Source organism: Pseudomonas sp. NFACC56-3 (assembly GCF_900100025.1).
In the GTDB taxonomy this organism is placed as follows: domain Bacteria; phylum Pseudomonadota; class Gammaproteobacteria; order Pseudomonadales; family Pseudomonadaceae; genus Aquipseudomonas; species Aquipseudomonas fluorescens_AA.
In genome coordinates, this window is the sequence record NZ_FMTK01000014.1 from 1 (window position 1) to 21,083 (window position 21,083).

General features: G+C 59.8%; 16 protein-coding genes, 1 rRNA gene and 2 pseudogenes. 12 read left to right on the forward strand and 7 right to left on the reverse strand.

Annotation, left to right across the window (positions count from 1 at the left end; genetic code table 11):
* Nucleotides 1-13 precede the first annotated feature (13 nt).
* The 4 genes from rrf to BLO80_RS18585 all read left to right on the forward strand — a co-directional run bounded on the left by rrf (nucleotide 14) and on the right by BLO80_RS18585 (nucleotide 3,842).
* Nucleotides 14-129 (forward strand): 5S ribosomal RNA (gene rrf / locus BLO80_RS18570).
* Nucleotides 130-276: 147 nt separating this feature from the next.
* Nucleotides 277-936 carry a paraquat-inducible protein A gene (locus tag BLO80_RS18575; protein WP_092329271.1) on the forward strand — a complete coding sequence of 220 codons (660 nt, stop codon included), beginning with the start codon at nucleotides 277-279 and terminating at the stop codon, nucleotides 934-936.
* A complete protein-coding gene (locus BLO80_RS18580; RefSeq protein ID WP_092329273.1) occupies nucleotides 923-1,546 on the forward strand; it encodes a paraquat-inducible protein A in 624 nt (207 codons plus the stop codon). Before BLO80_RS18575 ends, BLO80_RS18580 begins: the two co-directional genes overlap by 14 nt.
* Entirely contained in the window at nucleotides 1,539-3,842 is a 2,304-nt protein-coding gene (locus tag BLO80_RS18585; RefSeq protein WP_092329276.1) for a PqiB family protein, read from the forward strand. The genes BLO80_RS18580 and BLO80_RS18585 overlap by 8 nt, the downstream gene beginning before the upstream one ends.
* A gap of 187 nt (nucleotides 3,843-4,029) precedes the next feature.
* Here BLO80_RS18585 and mksF read toward each other — a convergent pair whose 3' ends face one another.
* From mksF to mksB, 3 genes are read right to left on the reverse strand one after another with little or no spacing between them, the layout of a single operon-like run.
* Nucleotides 4,030-6,870, reverse strand: a complete 2,841-nt coding sequence (gene mksF / locus BLO80_RS18590) for an Mks condensin complex protein MksF (protein WP_092329279.1) — start codon at nucleotides 6,868-6,870, stop codon at nucleotides 4,030-4,032.
* The gene (gene mksE / locus BLO80_RS18595; RefSeq protein ID WP_092329281.1) at nucleotides 6,867-7,568 is read right to left on the reverse strand and encodes an Mks condensin complex protein MksE; all 702 of its coding nucleotides are present in this window, start codon (nucleotides 7,566-7,568) and stop codon (nucleotides 6,867-6,869) included. The genes mksF and mksE overlap by 4 nt, the downstream gene beginning before the upstream one ends.
* Nucleotides 7,558-8,838, reverse strand: a complete 1,281-nt coding sequence (gene mksB, locus BLO80_RS18600) for an Mks condensin complex protein MksB (RefSeq protein WP_060743131.1) — start codon at nucleotides 8,836-8,838, stop codon at nucleotides 7,558-7,560. Before mksB ends, mksE begins: the two co-directional genes overlap by 11 nt.
* 181 nt (nucleotides 8,839-9,019) lie before the next feature.
* Here mksB and BLO80_RS18605 point away from each other — a divergent pair, with 181 nt between their 5' ends.
* Together BLO80_RS18605 and rimI are read left to right on the forward strand one after the other, a co-directional pair.
* Nucleotides 9,020-9,799 (forward strand): energy transducer TonB, encoded by a 780-nt coding sequence (locus BLO80_RS18605; protein ID WP_092329284.1) that lies wholly within the window; start codon nucleotides 9,020-9,022, stop codon nucleotides 9,797-9,799.
* Nucleotides 9,792-10,244: a ribosomal protein S18-alanine N-acetyltransferase gene (gene rimI, locus BLO80_RS18610; protein WP_047229376.1), complete on the forward strand. Its 453-nt coding sequence runs from the start codon at nucleotides 9,792-9,794 to the stop codon at nucleotides 10,242-10,244. Before BLO80_RS18605 ends, rimI begins: the two co-directional genes overlap by 8 nt.
* A gap of 156 nt (nucleotides 10,245-10,400) precedes the next feature.
* On the opposite strand, the gene BLO80_RS18615 is transcribed toward rimI, so the two are convergent.
* The gene (locus BLO80_RS18615; protein WP_092329286.1) at nucleotides 10,401-10,805 is read right to left on the reverse strand and encodes a serine kinase/phosphatase; all 405 of its coding nucleotides are present in this window, start codon (nucleotides 10,803-10,805) and stop codon (nucleotides 10,401-10,403) included.
* Nucleotides 10,806-10,937: 132 nt separating this feature from the next.
* Here BLO80_RS18615 and can point away from each other — a divergent pair, with 132 nt between their 5' ends.
* Nucleotides 10,938-11,582 carry a carbonate dehydratase gene (gene can, locus BLO80_RS18620; protein WP_092329289.1) on the forward strand — a complete coding sequence of 215 codons (645 nt, stop codon included), beginning with the start codon at nucleotides 10,938-10,940 and terminating at the stop codon, nucleotides 11,580-11,582.
* A 129-nt stretch (nucleotides 11,583-11,711) separates the two neighbouring features.
* Here can and BLO80_RS18625 read toward each other — a convergent pair whose 3' ends face one another.
* Nucleotides 11,712-12,881 carry a hypothetical protein gene (locus BLO80_RS18625; protein ID WP_092329291.1) on the reverse strand — a complete coding sequence of 390 codons (1,170 nt, stop codon included), beginning with the start codon at nucleotides 12,879-12,881 and terminating at the stop codon, nucleotides 11,712-11,714.
* A gap of 113 nt (nucleotides 12,882-12,994) precedes the next feature.
* On the reverse strand, nucleotides 12,995-14,413 hold the full coding sequence (locus tag BLO80_RS18630) for a short-chain fatty acid transporter (protein ID WP_092329294.1): 1,419 nt from the start codon (nucleotides 14,411-14,413) through the stop codon (nucleotides 12,995-12,997).
* A 309-nt stretch (nucleotides 14,414-14,722) separates the two neighbouring features.
* Here BLO80_RS18630 and BLO80_RS30695 point away from each other — a divergent pair.
* The 4 genes and pseudogenes from BLO80_RS30695 to BLO80_RS18645 form a co-directional block, all read left to right on the forward strand.
* Nucleotides 14,723-15,409: pseudogene (locus tag BLO80_RS30695) on the forward strand (PAS domain-containing protein); the annotation flags it as partial.
* A gap of 108 nt (nucleotides 15,410-15,517) precedes the next feature.
* Nucleotides 15,518-15,949, forward strand: a pseudogene (locus tag BLO80_RS30700) (methyl-accepting chemotaxis protein); the annotation flags it as partial.
* Between the two features lie 89 nt (nucleotides 15,950-16,038).
* A complete protein-coding gene (locus BLO80_RS18640) occupies nucleotides 16,039-16,593 on the forward strand; it encodes a DUF2975 domain-containing protein (RefSeq protein ID WP_092329299.1) in 555 nt (184 codons plus the stop codon).
* A gap of 7 nt (nucleotides 16,594-16,600) precedes the next feature.
* Entirely contained in the window at nucleotides 16,601-16,834 is a 234-nt protein-coding gene (locus tag BLO80_RS18645; RefSeq protein WP_060740620.1) for a helix-turn-helix domain-containing protein, read from the forward strand.
* On the opposite strand, the gene ggt is transcribed toward BLO80_RS18645, so the two are convergent.
* Nucleotides 16,816-18,669 (reverse strand): gamma-glutamyltransferase, encoded by a 1,854-nt coding sequence (gene ggt / locus BLO80_RS18650; RefSeq protein ID WP_092329301.1) that lies wholly within the window; start codon nucleotides 18,667-18,669, stop codon nucleotides 16,816-16,818. The genes BLO80_RS18645 and ggt overlap by 19 nt on opposite strands.
* A 913-nt stretch (nucleotides 18,670-19,582) precedes the next feature.
* Between ggt and BLO80_RS18655 the strand changes: the two genes are divergently transcribed.
* Nucleotides 19,583-20,767 (forward strand): hypothetical protein, encoded by a 1,185-nt coding sequence (locus BLO80_RS18655; protein WP_139197044.1) that lies wholly within the window; start codon nucleotides 19,583-19,585, stop codon nucleotides 20,765-20,767.
* Nucleotides 20,768-21,083: the final 316 nt, after the last annotated feature.

Sequence of the window (21,083 nt, forward strand, 5' to 3'; positions counted from 1 at the left end):
GGCTACCGAATTTCTTGACGACCATAGAGCATTGGAACCACCTGATCCCATCCCGAACTCAGAAGTGAAACGATGCATCGCCGATGGTAGTGTGGGGTTTCCCCATGTGAGAGTAGGTCATCGTCAAGATTAAATTCCGAAACCCCTATCTGCTGATGCAGGTAGGGGTTTTGTTTTGCCCGCAGGAAAGTCTGAGAGCGCTCGTAATAAATTTGCACAGTTATTTTCGAGCTGGAGCACTAGAATAGCCCCACCTTCGCTGAGCCAGAGCTGTTTATGCCCGATCCGTCAGACACTGATAGGTTGCCAGATTTCCCCCTGGGCGATTTGGTTGCGTGTCATGAGTGCGACTTGTTGATGCGCAAGCCCCAACTGGCCCATGGCGAAAAAGCCGAGTGCCCCCGCTGCGGTTATGAGCTTTATGCTCACCGGCACAATGTAGTCGAACGCAGTCTTGCGTTGGTGATCGCCGCCCTGCTGTTATATGTGCCGGCCAACTTCTTACCCATCATGCAACTCAATCTGCTTGGGCAGTCCTCCCAGGACACCGTCTGGAGTGGGGTAGTGGGTCTGTTCGATACCGGCATGCAAGGCGTCTCGGTAGTCGTGTTCCTGTGCAGCATGGGCATTCCGTTACTCAAGTTGCTTTGTCAGTTGGCTGTGCTGCTGACCATTCGCCTGGACGTTGGCCGTAGCTACGGTTTGTTGCTGTACCGCATTTATCACCATCTCCGCGACTGGGGAATGCTCGAGGTTTACCTCATGGGCGTGCTGGTGGCCATCGTCAAGTTGGCAGACATGGCGGCCATCACCGTAGGCCTTGGCTTGGTGTGTTTCATCAGTTTGTTGCTGGTCCAGGTCTGGCTGGAGGTGGTGATGTCACCGCATCAGATCTGGCAGGCGTTATCAGGAGAAGATGCCCATGCGGGCGATTGATGCCGGCATTCTGGTTTGTACGGAATGCCATGAGTTGAATCGGCAGGACGCTGAAGCCGACAAACAAACCTGTACTCGCTGCGGCGCGCTGATCCATCCCCGTCGCCCGAACAGCTTGATGCGAACCTGGGCATTGTTGATCACGGCCGCGATTCTTTATATCCCGGCCAATATGCTGCCAATCATGACCATCAACTCACTGGGCCAGGGCGCCCCGAGCACCATCATGGCCGGCGTCATCGAGTTGGTTCACCACGGCATGATTCCTATCGCCGCCGTGGTGTTCATCGCCAGTATCCTTGTGCCGACCTTCAAGCTGGTGGGTATCGCGTTGTTATTGTTTTCCGTGCAGCGGCACCAGCCCATGTCGGCACGACAACGCATTCTTATGTACCGTTTCATCGAGTTCATTGGTCGTTGGTCGATGCTGGATATTTTCGTGATCGCCATTCTGGTGGCGGTGGTGAATTTTGGGCGACTCGCCAGTGTCGAAGCCGGTCTTGGCGCGATTGCTTTCGCCAGCGTAGTGATTTTGACGATGATTGCCGCAGTAACCTTCGATCCCCGACTGATTTGGGATAACACGGAGTCGGATAACGACCATGACTGATTTGCCTACCGCTAAAACCCGACCGGCTTCGAACTGGTCAGCCATCTGGGTCTTGCCGCTGATCGCATTGATCATCGGTGGCTGGCTCGGCTGGCGGGCTTATAACGAGACCGGAATCGAGATCACTGTGCGCTTTGAGAGTGGTGAAGGCATCCAGGTCAACAAGACCGAAGTCGTCTACAAAGGGATGACGGTCGGTAAAGTGACGGCGCTCAAACTCGATGACGAAGGCAGTTCCAAGGGCGTGGTCGCGACGGTCGAGATGAACAAGGACGTCGAGCAGTATCTCAAGACCGGCACACGTTTCTGGCTGGTCAAACCGAGCGTGAGCCTGGCCGGGATCACAGGCCTGGAGACCCTGGTTTCGGGTAACTACGTGGCGATCAGTCCGGGTGAAGGCGAGTCGGCGCGCAAGTTCAAGGCCCTGGCCGAAGAGCCGCCGCTGTCGGACGCCAAGCCGGGTTTGCACCTGACCCTCAAGGCTGACCGGCTGGGTTCGCTGAACCGCGGCAGCCCGGTGTTCTACAAGCAGATCCAGGTCGGCCAGGTGAAAAGTTACCTGCTGTCCGAGGACCAGAGCAAAGTCGAGGTCAAAGTCTTCATCGAGCCGACCTATGCCAGTCTGGTTCGTAAACACACGCGTTTCTGGAACGCCAGCGGCATCAGCATCGATGCCAACCTGTCGGGTGTGAAAGTGCGCAGCGAGTCCCTGGCCAGCATCGTGGCCGGCGGTATTGCATTCGCCACACCGGAAAGCCGCAAGGACAGTCCTCCAACGGATCCGAGCCTGCCGTTTCGTCTCTACGAAGACTTTGATGCGGCCGCTGCGGGAATCCGGGTGAAAGTCAAACTCAGCGACTTCGAGGGATTGCAGGCCGGGCGTACGCCGGTGATGTACAAAGGCATCCAGGTCGGCAGCCTGAAGAACCTCAAGGTCGATCCGGACCTGGCCAGCGCGACGGCTGAACTGACCCTGGACCCCTTGGCCGAAGATTACCTAGTCACCGGCACACAGTTCTGGGTCGTCAAGCCATCGATCTCCCTGGCAGGTATCACCGGCCTGGAAGCGCTGGTCAAGGGTAATTACATTGCCATACGTCCAGGCGATAAAGGCGGAGCGCCGCAACGCGAATTCGAAGCCAGGGCGAAGGCGCCGCCGTTGGACCTGCGTTCACCAGGACTGCATCTGGTCCTGTTGACGGAGAACCTCGGATCGCTGGAGGTCGGTAGCCCGATTCTCTATAAGCAGGTCAAGGTCGGATCGGTGCAGAGCTACCAGTTTTCCCGCAAGAAAAAACAACTGATCATCGGCGTGCATATCGAGAAGGAATATGAAGGCCTGGTCAACGGTTCGACGCGATTCTGGAACGCCAGCGGCGTTACCCTCACGGGCGGCTTGACCGGCGGGATACAGGTCAAGAGCGAGTCCCTGCAAAGCCTGATGGCCGGCGGGATCGCCTTCGAAACGCCGGAACCGAACGTGCCGTTGAAAAGGCGCATCCCGCGTTTTCGTTTGCATGCAGATCGCGAAGCCGCACAGCAGAAGGGCACGGTCGTGACGATCAAGGTCGACCGCGCCGATGGCTTGCGCAGCGGTACGCCGATCCGTTTCAAAGGGCTGGATGTGGGCAAGATCGAAGAGGTCGATCTCAGCGCCGACATGCAATCGGTGTTGCTCACTGCGCGCATCACCGAAGTGCCGGAGCGTATCGCCCGGGTCGGGTCTCAGTTCTGGGTGGTCAAGCCTGAGTTGGGGTTGATGAAGACCTCCAACCTGGAGACGCTGGTCACAGGCCAATACATTGAAGTGCAGCCTTCGGCGAAAAATCTCGGGCCACAAAAAAGCTTCGTGGCCTTGGCCAACCCACCGCAAAGCGCTGTACCCGAAGCGGGTCTGAGCCTGGTGCTGAGTGCGGCCCGCCGTGGTTCGCTGAAGATCGGCGTGCCGGTCACCTATCGCGAGATCACGGTGGGCAAGGTCACCGGTTATGAACTGGGCCAGACGGCGGACCGGGTGTTGATCCATATCCTGATCGAGCCCAAATATGCGCCACTGGTGCGCAGCGGCACACGCTTCTGGAACAGCAGTGGCTTCGGTTTGGATTTCGGTCTGTTCAAGGGCGCGACGGTGCGAACCGAGTCGCTTGAAACGCTGCTCCAGGGCGGTATTGCGTTCGCAACGCCGGACGGTGAACGAATGGGCAATCCGGCCCGAGCGGAGCAGACCTTCCCGTTGTTCGATAAGTTCGAAGACGAATGGCTGACCTGGGCGCCGAAGATCAGTCTTGGCAAGTAGTTGTGGCGCTATCGCGAGCAAGCTCGCGCCCACAGGGATGCAGGATGGTTCATCCAGAAGCAGTCCAATGTGGGAGCGAGCTTGCTCGCGATGAGGCCATCCGTTGCACTGAAGACTCAAAACCGGCGCAATGAAAAAGGCCGCGGTCCATTTGGAACGCGGCCTTTTTCATGCCCGGCTATTCACTTCACACCGGATCCAGCTCCGGCTCATCGGCCTGCACATTCATCGTGGCCTTCACTGCATCGTGACGACGGATGTATTTCCAGTCCGCTTCGTCGATGTAGATGCCGTTCGGACCGCTGCCGCCTTCCAGGTCGATGGCGACACTGGCGCAGACTTGCGGTTTCACACTGGCGAGGATCGGCACGAAGCCCAGTTGCAGGCTGGTTTCCAGCAGTGCCGCCTGGTTTTTCTCGTCGATGTCCGCCGCTTCGTCCAGGTAGTAAGGCAGGCGCACGCGACCGGCCTGTTCGCGGTCCATCAGGTGCAGCAACAAGTACATGTTGGTCAGCGCCTTGATGGTCATGGTGGTGCCGTTGGATGCCGCGCCGTCGATGTCGGTGTGGATCACGGGCTGGCCGTTGACCTTGGTGATCTCGAACGCCAGTTCGAACAGGTCCTTGAGGCCGAGCTGGTTGTGATTCGCCGCCACCAGCCGCGCCAGGTATTCCTTGGCTTCTTCGTTCTTGTTGTCCTGCTCGGCGCTCTGGCTGAGGTCGAACACCGACAGCGTCTCGCCTTCCTCGTACTGACCGGCGCTGTGGATGATCTGGTCGATGTGCTTGAGCGCTTCCTTGTTCGGCGCCAGGACGATGCGGAAGCTCTGCAGGTTGGACACCTGACGCTTGTTGATCTCGCGGTTGAACAGCGCCAGTTGGTGCTCGAGGCTGTCGTAGTCGCTGCGGATGTTGCGCAGGGTCCGGGCGATGTCGGTCACGGCCGCACGGCGCGCCTTGCCCAGGGTCAGGGCTTCGTCGGTGCGGTGGGCATAGGCGTTGATCAGCAGTTGCAGGCGCCGTTCCATGTCATCTTCGCTGTCGAACTTGGCCACGCCCTTGAGGCGCACCTGGGCATACAAGGCTTCGATCTGGCCATCGACGCGCAGCAGCCCTTGCCAGCTGTCCTGGTAGTCGTTGAGCAGCGGCAGCAGGTTGTCCATGGAGTCGTCGACCGGGTCCATGAACGGCGTGCCGAACGGCAGGTCCGCCGGGAGCAGTTGACGACGGCGCAGGGCGTCGTCGAGGGTGCGTTGCTTGGCTTCCATGTCGGCGATCTGCCGGCCCACCAGTTGCAACTTGGCGGACAATTGCTGGACGCGTTCGGTGAAAGCATCGCTGGAGCGCTTGAGTTCGTCCTGGGCGGCTTCCATCTGTGCCAGTTGCTCGAGCTTCTCGCCTTCCTCGGCGCTCAGGGTCTGGCTGCGACGGAAGTCTTCCAGGGCTTTTTGCGCATCCAGTACCTGCTGGTACAGCGCCTCGGTCTGGGTCTTGCTCGCGGCGCGGTCGGCGGCCACGGCTTGTTGGGTCTTGAGCTGCTTGAGTTCTTTTTCCAGACGCTCTTTCTGGTCTCGCAGCGCGGCACGGTCGGCCAGGGCTTGCAGGGCGGGCGGCTCGATGTGGGACAGGTCGATGGACAGCCCCGGCACTTCGAAGCGCTCGCCCTTGAAGCCGTCGAGGATCAGTTCCATGGATTTGACCCACTCGCCGTTCTCGTCCAGCGCGATGCCGTGTTCGCCCAGGGGCAGGCTGAACAGGGCGCTGTTGAACAAGCGCATCAGGCGTTCGACATCCTGCTGCGAGAATTCTTCGCGCAGGCGGGCGTAGCTGTTGTTGTCGGCGTGATCGAGTTGCTGCTTGACCGACTTCAGGCGTTTTTCCAGGTCCCGCAGGCGCTCTTCCAGGTCTTCGGCGCTGAACTGCCGGGACTGGGCCAGGGCACCGGCCAGTTCGTCGTGGGCGTCCTTGGCCGCGAGTAGTTGCTGTTCCAGGACCTTGACGTCATCCACCAGGGCAAAGCGATGCTTGAGCACCGACAGCTCGCCGAGCCAGCGCTGGATGCCGCTGATTTCCCGTTCCAGGCGCATCAGTTCCTGAGTGCCGCCGCGCTGGTCGTTCTGCAACGAATCCTGTTCGTTGCGGTAGTGTTCGGCCTGGATGGTCAGTTCTTCCTTGCGCGCACTGGCGTAGTCCGACCAGGTGCCGAGCAACGAGTCGAGCAATGGCGAGAGGCGATGCAGTTTGCCGCGCAGGATATCGCGCTGCTTCACGCCATTGGCCAAGGCCTCCACCAGCGGGCCGGCGGCCACGAGGGAGTTGTAGTCCTGCTCCATGCGGCGTACGTCGCGGAAGGCTTCTTCGCACGCGGCGATGTAGTCCACGCTGCCGGAACGCAGGCTGTGCTCGAACGCATCGAGGAACAATTGCTTGAGCTTGGCCGCGGTGATTTCACGCATGTGCAGCAGGTTGATGAACAGGGCGCGGAAGGTCTTGAGGCTTTGCTCACTGGTGGAGCGCAGCGGGATCAGCGTCAGGTCCAGCGGGATCGAGGTGTGACCACCCACCAGCAAGCGTCGCAGTTCATCCGGCTTGAGCTCGTAGGCTTTCAGGCCTTCGCGCTCCAGGTTGGTGAACAGCTCTTTCTGCCGCAGGCAGGTGTCATTTTTCTGATAGTGGGCCAGGTCCAGTTTGCCGGCATAGGCAAAGAACTGGTGCCCGAAACCGCCGCCGGGGCCGCGACCGACCACGCCAATCACGTGTGGGCCGTGGGGCAAGGCGACTTCCACCAGGATGTAGCTGGTGTCCGAGGCAAAGTAGAAGCGCCGGGATTGCTCCAGGCTGTACTTGCCGAAGCTCATGTCCGACATGCGGGCCAGGATCGGGAACTGCAAGGCGTTGATCGAGGCGGATTTACCCAGGTTGTTCGCGCCATAAACCGACAGCGGTTCTTCCAGCGGGAACAAGCCAAGGCTGTAGCCGGCGGTGTTCAAAAGGGCAAAGCGGCGGATGCCGTAGCGTTCCTTGCTCATGCGTCGGTCTCCTGTTCTTCGGCAATGGCGCGGGCCAGGGCCTCTTCTTCGCTTTCACCTTCGAATTCGCTGAGGTCCAGCGGATCATCGGTCTGCAGCAGTTTTTCGTCGCTGTCTTCGTCGATCAGCACCGGTGCCGGCAGCGGCAGCACGCTGTGCAGGCTGGCGGCCAGGTCGCGGTCCTGCTGGACCGACAGGCAGACGTCGAGGAAGCGGTGCATCGGCGGCAGGAAGCGATACACGCCGTTTTCTTCGCTGGCAAAACCCAGTTGAGTCATGCGACGCATGATTTTTTCTTCCAGCTCTTCCTGGGTCTGCACTTCGGCCTGGATGAACAGGTCGCGGTATTTCTCCAGCAGCGAAGGCAGCTCGTCGCGGCCCAGGCTGCCACCGTCGAGCACGGCGATCGGGTCGCGGCCCTGGTCGGCCAGGTGCTCGACCAGGATGAAGGTGAACAGGGCCAGGCGCTGGGCGGTCTTGTTCACCGCCGCGGCGGCCAGGTCCGGCACGAAGTAGTAGAAGCCACGGGTGTCGCACACCAGCTCGAAGCCCAGGGCCTTGAACAGCGTGCGGTACTGGTCCTGGAAGTTCGACAGTTGGGCGTACAGCTCCGGGTCGCGGCGGCTGACGTGGTAACCCTTGAACAGCTCGCGGAAGATCGGCGCCAGCTGGGACAGTTCGGATAGATCAAGATGCATGGGGGATGCTCGCAGAATCCTCGGCGGCGGTGTCGCCGGCCGAGAGCAGGGCGAAGGAGCGCAGGCTGACCTGATGCTCGTGAGTGTGGTAGTCGCGGCGTTCCAGGCGCTCGCGCTTGAAGCGTTTTTCCCGCGACAGGCGCGAGAACCAGTACAGCAATTCGTCGGTGGCGCCGTCCGGTTCCTGTTCCAGCAGCCAGGTCATCAGGTCCGGCATCGGCAGGGCGTCTTCGCAACGCTCGACCATCTCGCGCACGGTGCGTGGCGCGCGCGGTGCTTCGCCACCCTTGTGGGTCTTGTGGGACTTGGGGAAACGCGCCGGTTTCGGTTCGAAACGGGCCAGGGCATAGACATAGGCTTCGACCTGGCTGGCACTGCCCAGGAAGGTGCTTTGCGGCCGGGTGAACAGCGGCATGGCCGCTTGCGGCACGGCGTCGATGCCTTTGCGGCGAATGGCGGCCAGGGCCAGTGCGGCGCCACGGGTCACGGCGTTGTGGCGGCGGGCCTCTTCGCGCAATGGCAGGAGCAGTTCGCGGGCATGGCGCAGGGTTAGCTGGGCGCTGGTCTGCATCTCGAGGATGCGCGCGTGGGTGCGCAGCAACATGTCGTCGTCCACCAGGTGCCCGAGGCGCTGCTGTTCGGTGAGCATGCGCAACAGCACGTTCTCGACCTTGCGCACGCCTTGCTCGAAGGCGCCGTCGGCGTTCACCAATTGGATCATCGGCTCGACGTATTCGTCCCAGGTCGCCAACACTTCGGCGTAGCGTTGACGCAGCGGGATCTGCCGATCGCTGGTCTTGGCCCGTTCGGCCACGGCCACCAGGGCCTGTTCGTCGTTGGCGAGTTTCTTGAGGACGTCGCGCACGCGCATGTCCAGCAGGCGCAACTGGCGGGCCAGGTCGTTGCCGTCGCGAATGTCGAAGGCGTCCTGGATGTAACCGGCCAGGCGCTCGAGGTGGCGCAGGTAGGCTTCGATTTCCAGGCACAGGCCCAGGCGGTGTTCGCGGCGCAGGTAGGCGAGAAAATCATGGATCTGGGCGTTGAGCTCGAAACGGTTCGGGCTTTTCGCCACCGGTACGAGGATGTCCAGGCGGATCCACACGTCCAGCAGGTTGGTGATGTCCTGGGGCGTGCTGTCCAGTTGTTGGGCGGCCAGCTGTGAACGCAATTCGTTGAGGCTCAGGGTGCCCTGGTCGAAGTGCTCGCACAAAGGTTCCAGCAATGCCCAGTGTTCAGCGAGGGCGCGCAAGACGCGCTTGGGTTCGATCATCGCAATGGCCGTCGGGTTGGCAATTAAAAGCGGCGATTGTACTGCATCGAGCCGGTTGCGATTCACCCCTTGGACGGACTGTCGTTCTCTATCGATCAACAATTGCTCCAACAGGGAAGCGATCCGCGTCGAAGGGCGGTAGAATCGCTTCCACTTTCCGTTATCCACAAGTGGCCGACCCTTGCTTATCGAGTCCCGTCGCCGCGCCTATCTGACCGCCATGCAGGTGGTCAACTGGCTGCCGCGCACCGAATTGCCGTTCGCCGCCCCGTCGCGGCCCGAGCTGTTGGAAGCGCCCGAGCCCGAGTACATCGCGCCGGCCGTGACGGCGCCTGTGGCCAAGACAGTCGTCGAGCCGCCAGCGCCGGCTCCCGAGCGGCCAAAAATCGAAGTGCCGCGCCCGAGCCTGGCCTCGACCCGCACCAATGCCAAGCCGGTGGAGGAGGTGGTCGAGGCGCCGCCCAAGGCTGCCTACGTCGCCCCGCCGCGTTTCGCCCTGCAACTGCTGCGGGCCGGGCGTTGCCTGCTGTTGGTGGAGTTGCCCACGGGCGAGCCGTTCCAAAGCCGCGATCCGGCCTACTTGCTGCTCAAGGACATGCTGCGCGCCGCCGGTCTGCCGGACAGCCCGCAAATCATCGGCGAGCCGGTGCGTTGGCCGTTGTTGTCACGCGGCACCCTGGACCAGGGGCCGGAAGCGGCACGGGATTTCGTCCAGGGCTTCGTTTCGGCGCGGCTCGAAGACGAGCCCTGCGTGTGCCTGTGGTTGATCGGCCTGCCGGCGGTGAAATTTGCCGGCGAGGCGGATGCCGAAGCGTTCAATCGCGAACTGCAGGTCGAAGGCCTGGGCTCGGCCTGGGCGTTGCCCGGGCTGGAACTGTTAATGGAAACGCCACAGCGCAAGGCTGATGTCTGGCAAGCCATGCGCCGGCTGATGGCGCGCTGGAAAGAATCGAATGAGTGACGCTGTATCGTTCCGCCCGATGACCGAGGCGGACCTCGACGCTGTGCTGAAAATCGAATACGCGGCCTACAGCCACCCCTGGACCCGCGGGATATTTCTCGACGGGCTGGGCAAATACCAGATCTGGCTGATGTTCGAAGGCCAGCAGCAAGTGGGCCATGGCGTGGTGCAGATCATCCTGGATGAGGCGCACCTGCTCAACATTACCGTCAAGCCGGAAAACCAGGGCCGTGGCCTGGGGTTGCGCCTGTTGGAACACCTGATGTCGATTGCCTACAAGGCCGAGGCCCGGGAATGCTTCCTGGAAGTGCGCGACAGCAACCGCACGGCGTTCCGCTTGTATGAGCGCTATGGCTTCAACGAAGTGGGGCGGCGCCGGGATTACTACCCGGCGGTGGGTGGGCGCGAGGATGCGGTGGTCATGGCGTGTACCTTGGTGGATTGAACTGGTCTACTGCTATCGCGAGCAAGCTTGAGGCCAGCGCATAAATGTGGGAGCGGGCTTGCTCGCGAAGGCGGCGGTACATTCAAGATGGATGCAAACTGATTCACCGCTTTCGCGAGCAAGCCCGCTCCCACAGGGGGATTCGGCCCGTTCTGGTCAACGCTTGCCATCCAACGGATCGATATCGGCCATTTCCGCTTCGTCCAGCCCGTCACCGCCACCAATGTCATTTTCGTTCACGATGCTCAGGTCCCAGTCGGCCTGTTCGTCGTCGCCGGCCTCGAAGGCATCCCGGGCGCCGTCTTCGTGGATGAGGGTTTCCGGGCTCATGTCGTCGTCGGTCGGTTGGTGATCGTCCGTCGAGGCGCCTGTCATGCCCGCTTCACGCACGCGTTCACGCGGCATCAGCTGTTCGCGTTCGTCTTGCGGCAATTCGTCGCCGATTTTCGCGCTGGGCTGCTCGTCGTCGAACTCCAACTCATGCATCGAGCCCATGCGATCTTCATTGTCGTCGATGGGTTCCGGTTGCGTCGCATCGAAAGGGCGTCGTGAATCATTCATGGCAATTCCTCCTACTGTGGGCCTTACTGGTGTCGACCGACAGCGCAGCCAGGAATTCCAATGCATCGCCGACGTGACCTCGACCGGCGGTCGTCTGTCACAGTTGCGCACTCTCTATCGAGGCTAGACAGCATGAACGAATTACAAGATCTGATTGATAACAACGCGCGCTGGGCCGATGCGATCAAGCAGGAGGATCCTGACTTTTTCGCCAAGCTGGCTCGTCAGCAAACCCCGGAGTATCTGTGGATCGGCTGTTCCGATGCGCGGGTGCCGGCCAACGAGATCGTCGGCATGCTGCCGGGCGATCTGTTCGTGCACCGCAACGTGGCCAACGTGGTGCTGCACACCGACCTCAACTGCCTGTCGGTGATCCAGTACGCGGTGGACGTGCTCAAGGTCAAGCACATCCTGGTCACCGGCCATTATGGCTGTGGCGGCGTGCGTGCCTCGATGCAGGACCGCCAACTGGGCTTGATCGACGGCTGGCTGCGCTCGATTCGCGACCTGTATTACGAGCATCGCGAGGCGTTGGGCCAGTTGCCGACCGAAGAAGAACGGGTCGACCGCCTGTGCGAACTCAACGTGATCCAGCAGGTGGCCAACGTCGGCCATACCAGCATCGTGCAGAACGCCTGGCACCGGGGGCAGAAATTGTCGATTCATGGCTGCATCTACGGCATCAAGGACGGACGCTGGAAGAGCCTGGACACCACGATCAGCGGCTTCGAGCAATTGCCGCCGCAGTATCGGCTGCGTCCGGTGGACGCGCCCTGACGCCGGCTCGTCAGTCGCGGTGACACTGACGAGGCCAGTGCCGTAGAAATGTATCTACTGTCGAGTCTGACAGGAGCCAAAGGCGCTTCCCGTGTCAATGCAAACTGACGCGGGAAGGCGCCTCAAGGTTTACACCGCCTCGGCAGGCAGTGGCATGGGCACTTTAAGTTGCGGAAGTTGCGACTTGATCGCGGGCGTTTCGCATTTTTTCGCTGCATCTGCCTCGCTCAGTTTGCGCACCGAGGTATAGAACAACTCACAGGTCTTTTCCTTTTGCGTGACCTGCCAGGTCTGCGTGCACTGGTTCAATTGGGTGCTCGGGTCGGTGCCCGGCTTGCTGCCCATGCCGGCTTGCCAGCAGGCGGCGCTCAGGTCCTGGCCCATGACTTTCAAGCCGGCGGCATCGGCCTTGGCTTCGTCACCGTCGTAGTTTTCCTTGTCAGCGGCATACCAGATATAGCTCGGGTGGTTGGAGCCCAGGACCGGGACCTTGACCCCCGCGGTCGGCGTGATGGTCGCCAGGCCGAGCACGCCCACAGTCTGGCCGTACTGAGTCTTGATCCAGTTCCGAACGGGCGCTCCGAAGGCCACCATCGGCAATGCGGAGCCGCTGGCGGTTTGGGTGATCTGTGTGACCATGGTGGTCTGGTAATCGTTGAAGTAGCTGTAGAGCCCCTCCAATGTGCTGCCAGCATTGGACGGCGCTGCGATGGGCGCGATGTCGATGATGGTCTGGTAGGCCGGTGTCTGTTCAGCGGCAATGCCGTTGACAGTCAGCAGCGTGGCCCAGCGATCAGTGGTCGCCGACTCCAGGTAATCCTGGGCCTGGGTCAGGGAGTAGTCCGGCGGGAAGTGCAGCAATTCGACACTCTTGCGGTTTTCCAGGGCCATGCCCAGCGGCAGGAACAGGTACCAGTTGTAGGACCATTTCTTGTCGCTGTTGAGTTTCGAGGCACCGTTGTACGCCAGGTCCCCGGCGTCGAGCAGCGCCTTCAGCGGTTGGCCGTAGCTCTTGGGCACGCCGTCGATGCTGGCATAGACCTTATCGTTGTCGATGTTGACCTGGACCTTGGCGGTGTCGTAGCCGTCGCGCTGCACACTTTGGGTCAGGTAATGCTCGACGGTCTGCTCCAGGGTCCAGTCGCGAAAGCAAATGACGTTGCAGTTGTTGGGGTAGGCAAAGAGGCGGGTGACGCGCTCGGTGCTGCCCAGCTGTACGTCGATCTTGGTAACGTCGGCGGCGTGGACGGTGGCGCTCAGGGTAAGGGCGGCAAGAGGAAGTGCTGCGAGTTTGAACATGCTCAGATCCTTTTCAGCGTGAGGGACCCTCAAAAGCAGGGCGTATCCATACTGAAACAGACCGAGCCGAAGAAGAAGTGGGCCGATGGAAATATCGGCCCTTTTTTATGGCTTTATGGCATCACTGGCGGCAAATAACTCAATGTCGTCCCCAGCGCCCACAGCAGCGCCAGCACCAGGGGTGTATGCACCAGCAACTGCACGAAGGAAAAGCCGATCAAGTCCCTCGCCTTCAGCCCCAACACCCCCAACAACGGCAACATGTAGAACGGGTTGATGAGGTTGGGCAGCGCTTCGGCGGCGTTGTAGATCTGCACGGCCCAGCCCAGGTGATAGTTCAGGTCGTTGGCCACTTGCATGACGTAGGGCGCTTCGATGATCCACTTGCCGCCGCCGGAAGGAATGAAAAAGCCCAGCACCGCGGAATAGACGCCCATCAGCAAGGCGTAGGTGTCATGGGAGGCGATCTGGACGAAAAAGGTCGAGATATGGTGGGCCAGGGTCTGGGTATCGCTGCCCTTGACCGTGGTCAACAGCGCGGCGATCGAGCCGTACAACGGGAACTGGATCAACACGCCCGTGGTGGTCGGCACTGCGCGGGCCACGGCGTCGAGGAAGCTGCGCGGCCGCCAGTGCAGCAAGGCGCCCAGCATGATGAACAGGAAGTTATAGGTGTTGAGGCCGGAAATGGCACTGATCGCAGGCTTGGTCGAAAACTCATGGAACAGCCAGCCGGCGGCCAGCAGTACCAGGGCGATGGTCAGCAGCGGACTGTGCTCCAGCCATTCTCCCGGCCGGGTACGGGGCTGCAACGCCGGCATGCTGAAACTCGGGTCGATCCCGCAAGCGGCGGCGTCACGGGCGCTGTTGGGGCCGGGAGCGGTGGCGTAGGCGACCATCAACGAGATCACGATCAGCGCCAGCAGCATCACGCCCGACTGCCAGAGGAAAATCGTCTGGGTGAACGGAATGACGCCGGTAATCGACAGGATCGAAGGCGGCAGGCTGGCCGGGTTGGCCTGCAGCTGCGCCGCCGACGAAGACAACCCCAGCGCCCACACCGCGCCCAGGCCCAGGTAGGCGGCGGCACCGGCGGCGCGATAATCCATCTTCAGGTCGGTGCGGCGGGCGAGGGCGCGCACCAGCAAGCCGCCAAACACCAACGACAGGCCCCAGTTGAGCAACGACGCGACCATGGAAATCAGTGCCACCCACGCCACCGCGGAGCGGCCGTTGGTCGGAATACGCGCCAGGCGATCGATCAACTTGACGGCGGGCGGCGAGCTGGCGACCACGTAACCGCCAATCACCACGAAGGCCATTTGCATCGTAAACGGGATCAGGCTCCAGAAGCCGTCGCCAAATGCCATGGCCGCCGCCGTGGGCGTGGCGCCGATGAATTGCGTCGCCACGGCGACCACCAGCACCGCCAGTGCGGCGAAGACCCAGGAGTCGGGAAACCAGCGCTCGGCGAAACTGGAACAGCGCAAGGCGAAGCGGGCGGAACGGCTGTCTTCGATATCAGTGGTCACGGACAATTACCTCGTTTTTATGGTTATGGGTTATTGATGGCGGCAAGGCTTCAAAGGTCAGGGCAACAGTAGAACAATCCAGTGACCATGGGAGGTTTATCGGGTTCGAGGTCACCGGGGAATATTTTCAATGGGCTTGCGGCGCTCTTTAGAAAAAAAATAATGGGCCGATGGCAAGGGAACAGCCTATTAATTCTTCTGCTGTTCCTGGAGCTGCCCATGTTCAACAACCGCCTGAAGCAGGAGCTACTGGCTCTTCGCCAAGAACTGTCCAGCCTTGTGCAAGTCAAGGAAAGCCTGGACCGTGAAATGCTTGGTCTCACCCTGGATGCCGATGGAAGGATTCAATCGGTCAATCAGAATTTCCTCGACGAGATGCGCTACAAGGGCCAGGACCTGATCGGCCGGCCTGTGGATGAGTTGGTGCCCGCGTATTTGAAATCCAATGAATTCCAGATTCGCTTCAAGTCGGCGCTGACCCGCGGCGAACACTTCTCCGGTGCCGTGCGCCTGCTGCGGGGCAATGGCCAGGAAGCCTGGCTGCGTTCGATCCTCCAGCCTGTCCGGAATGCCGACGGGCGGATCCGCTTTTTTTCGATGTATGCCAATGACCTGACCCGCACCATCGAGGGTTCCCGTGAACATGAAAACCTCATCGGTGCGTTGGTGCGTTCAACGGCGGTGATCGAGTTCGATCTGGGCGGTCACGTGCTGACGGCCAACGATCGCTTCCTCAATGCCATGGGCTATAACCTGGCGCAGATCAAGGGCAAGCATCACCGCATGTTTTGTGAGCCCGAGGAGTACAACAGCGCGGACTACCAACAATTCTGGAAGCGCCTGAACAGTGGCGAGTTCGTGGCCGGGCGCTTCAAGCGCATCGACAGCAACGGCCGCGAGGTCTGGCTGGAAGCCTCCTACAACCCGGTGCTCGATGCCAACGAGCGACTGTACAAAGTGGTCAAGTTCGCCACCAACATCACGGACCAGGTCAACCAGGAAAAAGCCGTCGCCGAAGCGGCCAGCATTGCTTACAGCACCTCGTTGCAGACCGACAACAGCGCCCAGCGCGGCACGACTGTGGTGACCCAGGCCGTGGACGTGATGCGCGACCTGGCCCGGCACATGCAAACCGCTGGCGAAGGCATCGAGGCGTTGAACGAGCAATCCCAGGTGATCGGTACCATCGTCAAGACCATCAGCGGCATCGCCGAACAGACCAACCTGCTGGCGCTCAACGCCGCCATCGAAGCGGCCCGGGCCGGCGAGCAAGGACGGGGCTTTGCGGTGGTGGCCGATGAGGTGCGCCAACTGGCATCGCGTACCAGCCAGGCGACCGAGGAAATCGTCGGCGTGGTCCGCCAGAACCAGGACATGGCCCGCAACGCGGTGGCGCTGATGACCGACGGCCAGCACCAGGCCGAACATGGCCTGGCCCTGGCCGCCGAGGCGGGGACGGTGATCGTCGAGATCCAGGACGGGGCGAAGAAGGTGGTCGATGCCGTGAGCCAGTTTGCCAATCAGCTGTCCACGTAGAGATTATTATTGTTTTTTACATATTAATTATTGTTTTGCGATAATTTCATGGCTATGTTTTGGGCTCCCTTATTCTATTGGAGCCTCACATGCACTCGAATCGTCTTGCCCTGTACAGCCAGCGGATGGCAGCCGTCACTCTTGTTTTCATGGTCGCGATGATGGTCGTCAACGCCGTGGCCTGGCTGTACCCTGAAGCGGCCTCCCGATACGGCCTGGGCTTTGCCCTGACCGAGCGGCAGCTGTCGAGCTTGCCTGAAGAGGCGATGCGCTTGACGGGGTGGCAATGCCTGGGTGGGGGACTGTTGACGAGCATTCCCTTGCTGGCCCTGGCGGTCGGGCTCACCCATTTGCGCAGGCTCTTCAAGCACTACGCCCAAGGGCAATACTTTTCCACCGCGGCAGCGGTTTACCTGGGCAATGTGGGGCGCGCAGTGGCGTTGTGGGTGCTGCTGGATTTCATCTGCGAGCCGTTTCTCAGCCTGCTGGTGACGATCAATGCGCCGGTCGGCCAGCGATTGCTGACCTTCAGTATTACCGCGCCGTCTTTCGTCGCTTTATTTCTTGCCGCCTGTATTGCGATCATTGCCCGGATACTGTCCCAGGCCAGTGAAGTCGATTCAGAAAACAGAACATTCGTTTGAGATTCCCATGCCCATCGTTATTCAACTCGATGTGATGCTGGCCCTGCGCAAGGTCAAATCCAAGGACCTTGCTGCTGCAATCGGCATTACTGAAGCCAACCTTTCCTTGTTGAAGCAAGGAAAGGTCAAGGGCATACGCCTGGCGACCCTCGAAGCCATTTGCAGCTATCTGCACTGTCAGCCTGCGGATCTGCTGGTCTATCAGCCCCAGGGCGAGGGCGATCAGTCGCCCAGTGCTTGACCCTCACGCCTTGGGTCCGCACCGCCGGCCAACGAGGTTTTCCCTTGGGCATCACGCACCCGGACAATCGCCTGGGTGCCGCTGTTCATGTCGATCTCGCTCACCTCATGGCCTTTGTCTTTCAGCGCCTGGATCAGTGCCGGGCTGAATTGGCCCCGCTCCAGTTCGGTAGGGCCGTTGCGGCTGCCGAAGTTGGGGAGGTTGATGGCGGTTTGCGGGTCGAGGTCCCAATCCAGCAGGCCAATCATGGACTTGGCGACGTATTCGATGATCTGAGAGCCGCCGGGGGAGCCGACAGCAGCCACCAATTCCCCCCGACGATCGAAGATCAGCGTCGGAGCCATGGACGAGCGTGGGCGTTTGCCCGGTTCGACGCGGTTGGCGACTTTTTGTCCATTCTCTTCGGGAATGAACGAGAAATCGGTCATCTGGTTGTTGAGCATGAAGCCCTGGACCATCAAGTGTGAGCCGAATGCCGACTCCACGGTCGTGGTCATGGACACGGCGCCCCCCTGGTCATCCACGGCCACCACTTGCGAGGTGGAAATACGCAGGGGTGAACGGTCCGGGGCGTAGGCCACCTGGATGCCCGGTGGTGTGCCGGGTTTGGCGACGCCCATGCTACGAGGGCCGATCAGGCTGGCGCGGCTGGCCAGGTAGCCGGCATCGACCAGGCCTTTGAGTGGCACGGCGACAAAATTCGGGTCTGCAATGTATTGGGCGCGGTCAGCATAGGCCAGGCGCTCGGCTTCGGCGATCAGGTGCACCGCTTCGGGGGTGGGTTCAATGCCGACGGGCTTGGCGGTCTTGACCGGTTTCAAGGGTGCGAGGGCTGTGTGGCTGTCGCGCTGTTCCAGGGCCTGCAACGTCCCGAGGATCTGCGCCACGGCAACCCCGCCCGAAGACGGTGGTGGCATGCCGCAGACTTGCCAGCGCTTGTAGTCGGTGCACAACGCTGGCCGCTCCCGTGCGGTGTAGCCTTGGAGATCATTGAGGGAAAGACTGCCGGGGTTGGCGTGGTTTTGTACCTTGGCGACGATTTCCTCGGCGATCGGGCCTTTGTACAGCGCATCGGGGCCTTCGCTGGCGATGCGCTTGAGCACGCCGGCCAAGGCTGGATTCTTCAGCACCGTGCCAACCGCCTTCGGGCTGCCATCGGCGTTGAGAAAGTAGGCGGCCATGTCTGGCGAACCCGGCAAGGAAGGATCGGTAGCGATCAACGTGTGCAGGCGGGGGGAAATCGCAAAGCCTTGTTCCGCCAGCGTGATGGCTGGTTCGAACAGCGTCGCCCATTTGAGACGGCCATGTTTGCGATGGGCCAATTCCAGCCCGCGCAACACCCCCGGTGTACCCACGGAGCGACCGCCGATCTGGGCGGCGGTAAACGGCATGGGTTTGCCGTCGGCTTGCAGGAAAAGTCTTTCGGTGGCACCCGCCGGTGCCGTTTCGCGACCGTCGTAGGTGCGCACGGCCTTGCCATCCCACAGCACAATGAACGCACCGCCACCGAGGCCGGAGGATTGCGGCTCCACCAGGGTCAGCACGGCCTGCATCGCGATGGCCGCGTCGATGGCCGAGCCGCCGCGCCGCAACATCTCCCGCCCGGCCTCGGCCGCCAAAGGATTGGCCGCAGCGGCCATGTGCTTGTCGGCGTAGCGGGTCTGCAGATCGGTACGGAAACCGGAGGCGACCTCCGGCGGGGCGGGCAAGGCCGGTGTCGCTGTGGAGGAGGGGGGCGCCTTACAGGCCGCGAGTGTTAGAGCGACAGCCAGCAACGAAACGGCTGACAGGCGATGGACGTTCGGTTTCAGATCTGTAAGCACGTGTCGCTCCATCCGTGGGCTCGGGTATGGAGATCGACTGTAGCGATGCGAGGCGTGTGGTGCAAATCCACCATGGGCTCGGCACAAGAGGGGAAACCCCTGAAGGCGCTGGTATGGCAGCTGCTTTTCCCGAGGCATAAAAAAACGGCCTATCTTTCGATAGGCCGTTTTTAGTACTTGGTGGTACACAGTCATTTGAGCTGATGCCATAACTTACTGTATTTGAATATATTTTTATATTGTTTTTCAGTTAGGCATACATATAGGCATACACGCCGTATGCTTCTGCCTACTGATATCGTGGTATCTCCGCAAGGTAAGCAGCACCAGTGATGGTGGTGCGTTGCCATTCTGCCTGGTAGTCACTTCTTTGCCCGACCTTCTGCCGACAGTGAGGTGAGGGCAAGGGTGATGAAACCTGCATTCCCATCCAGTATGTCCAGCGCCCCTCGGATGTGCTGTGCCATCTCTGTAGATACTCTTTGCTCAATCCAGTTCTACATCCTTTGTCAGCGTGTGAGGAGAGGCGGTGGATCAATTAGGCGTAGCAAGGCGGAGCATCGGTGGAGGCTGTGACATTTTCGTGAGCGCTTTGCGCTCAGACGGGAGCAAGCTCCCTCGCCACGGGTTCTTACTGGCCACAGATTCTTCCTTGCCAGAGGTTTGGTCATTGGGGTCGCTTCGCTGCCCAGCGGGATAAATTCCTTCGCCACAAAAGCGGCTGGGGATGGGGTGGGATCTGCGTTAGCCGGGAAAAACAACTTTCCTGCTGACGAAAAAAGACCTTGAATTCAAGGTCTTTCTTTAAGATCCGAGGGAGACTCGCTTCAATCATATTCTACAAGGGTTTCAGTCGAGTTTCGACATTAGGGATGCACCTGGGGATACATAGCCCACAGTGCTTCTTTTGTACTCGACGTTGATTGTGAGCCAGATCACGATTAGCTTCGATGGCAATTTGACCATACTGCAGGGCGCACTGATGAATCGTAGGGAAGTGAGAGATTATCTTTTTTGTGATGGGGACGCATCGAAATCCATGACGGCCCAAATCAACGGCGCTTGTGTTGAAGCAAGCAAGCTGCCTGAACGCCGTTTACTTGAGACTGATCCTGACGCACTGGTTACTTACTTTGTGGAAAAGTACGACGTTGAGATACCTACTCTCCTTCGTGACGAAATCGTGGCGTCTCAGCATGAACGTCAAGTCGAGATCTACGATCATTGGGATAAGCAGGTCAGGCTAGTGCCTGGTGAAGCTTACGATTTTGAAGTCCCTTTCGTGGGGGAGGCGGATATCTTTAAACTGCGTCCCAACCCATTCGACATGTCACCTCCGAGAGCGCAGGTTCGCAAGCAGCACCTAGCCTTTACCATCTCGGATCGTTCACTAACGCCGGAAGCGGTAAAGGCTGAGTTAGATTCGACCCTAGCTTCGATTGAAAAATATTTAGAATCACATCGTCGTCAGTGGGTAGGCTTCCAGCAGCAATTGGAAAATTCGGTGAGAGCTGAGATCGATGCACGCCGCAGCAAGCTCCTTGCGCAAAAGGAAAATGCCTCGAAGCTTTCGGGCATGGGAATTCGCCTTAAAGAAAAGGAGGGAGATGCACGTAGTTATATAGCTCCTACAGTGAAGCAAAAGGTTGTACCTCAGTTACCCCCGATGACTCCGGCGGTCGCCCCTGATCCAGCGCTCGATTTGAAGCAGTATGAGACGATACTTAGTCTTGTTCGGGGCGCAGGTCGAAGTATCGAGCAAAGCTCAACTCGTACACGACAGCTTGATGAAGAGTCACTCAGAGATTTATTTTTAGTACCCTTGAATGCCCATTTCGGAACTGCCACGGGAGAGGCATTCAATTATCAAGGAAAAACAGATTTACTTATACGCCACGCGGAGGGAAATCTCTTTGTTGCTGAGTTCAAGATCTGGGGTGGTGATAAGCGTTTTTTAGCTACAGTCGATCAGTTGTTGGGGTATCTAACCTGGCGTGACACTAAAACGGCTATTGTGATGTTTAATAGAAGCGCGAGTTTCACTAAGATAGTTGAGAAAATGAGAGCGTTGATAAAAAAAACATTCTTGTTATTTGAGTGGGCCGTTTAGCTTGGACGAAACTAGTGATAGGTATGTTTTTTCTTTGCCTCAAGATAAAGGAAGGAAAGTCACTATCTCGATATTGGCGTTCGATCTTGGAACTGATTGAGGCCTGCATATTTTTGCGTACCTGTCGGAGAAGCAGGGCATACCTCTCAAGCTGCGTCTATCGGAGACATTTGAAGCTTGAGATTTGTGCTTGCTTCTTCTTTCCCCGAGCGACGAACACGGTTGCTGGCTAACTATCTGTATTTAAAGGTATTTTTCAGGCTGGATGCGAAATTGTTGATAGTCATATGGCGCGCTCTCCCTCTGTCAGTGGGTT

Excerpts from the sequence above, each read along its gene's own strand:
- BLO80_RS18575 (WP_092329271.1), top strand. The coding sequence starts at position 277 with ATGCCCGATCCGTCAGACACTGATAGGTTGCCAGATTTCCCCCTGGGC.
- BLO80_RS18580 (WP_092329273.1), top strand. The coding sequence starts at position 923 with ATGCGGGCGATTGATGCCGGCATTCTGGTTTGTACGGAATGCCATGAG.
- BLO80_RS18585 (WP_092329276.1), top strand. The coding sequence starts at position 1,539 with ATGACTGATTTGCCTACCGCTAAAACCCGACCGGCTTCGAACTGGTCA.
- mksF (WP_092329279.1), bottom strand. The coding sequence starts at position 6,870 with ATGAGCAAGGAACGCTACGGCATCCGCCGCTTTGCCCTTTTGAACACC.
- mksE (WP_092329281.1), bottom strand. The coding sequence starts at position 7,568 with ATGCATCTTGATCTATCCGAACTGTCCCAGCTGGCGCCGATCTTCCGC.
- mksB (WP_060743131.1), bottom strand. The coding sequence starts at position 8,838 with ATGATCGAACCCAAGCGCGTCTTGCGCGCCCTCGCTGAACACTGGGCA.
- rimI (WP_047229376.1), top strand. The coding sequence starts at position 9,792 with ATGAGTGACGCTGTATCGTTCCGCCCGATGACCGAGGCGGACCTCGAC.
- BLO80_RS18615 (WP_092329286.1), bottom strand. The coding sequence starts at position 10,805 with ATGAATGATTCACGACGCCCTTTCGATGCGACGCAACCGGAACCCATC.
- can (WP_092329289.1), top strand. The coding sequence starts at position 10,938 with ATGAACGAATTACAAGATCTGATTGATAACAACGCGCGCTGGGCCGAT.
- BLO80_RS18625 (WP_092329291.1), bottom strand. The coding sequence starts at position 12,881 with ATGTTCAAACTCGCAGCACTTCCTCTTGCCGCCCTTACCCTGAGCGCC.
- BLO80_RS18640 (WP_092329299.1), top strand. The coding sequence starts at position 16,039 with ATGCACTCGAATCGTCTTGCCCTGTACAGCCAGCGGATGGCAGCCGTC.
- BLO80_RS18645 (WP_060740620.1), top strand. The coding sequence starts at position 16,601 with ATGCCCATCGTTATTCAACTCGATGTGATGCTGGCCCTGCGCAAGGTC.
- ggt (WP_092329301.1), bottom strand. The coding sequence starts at position 18,669 with ATGGAGCGACACGTGCTTACAGATCTGAAACCGAACGTCCATCGCCTG.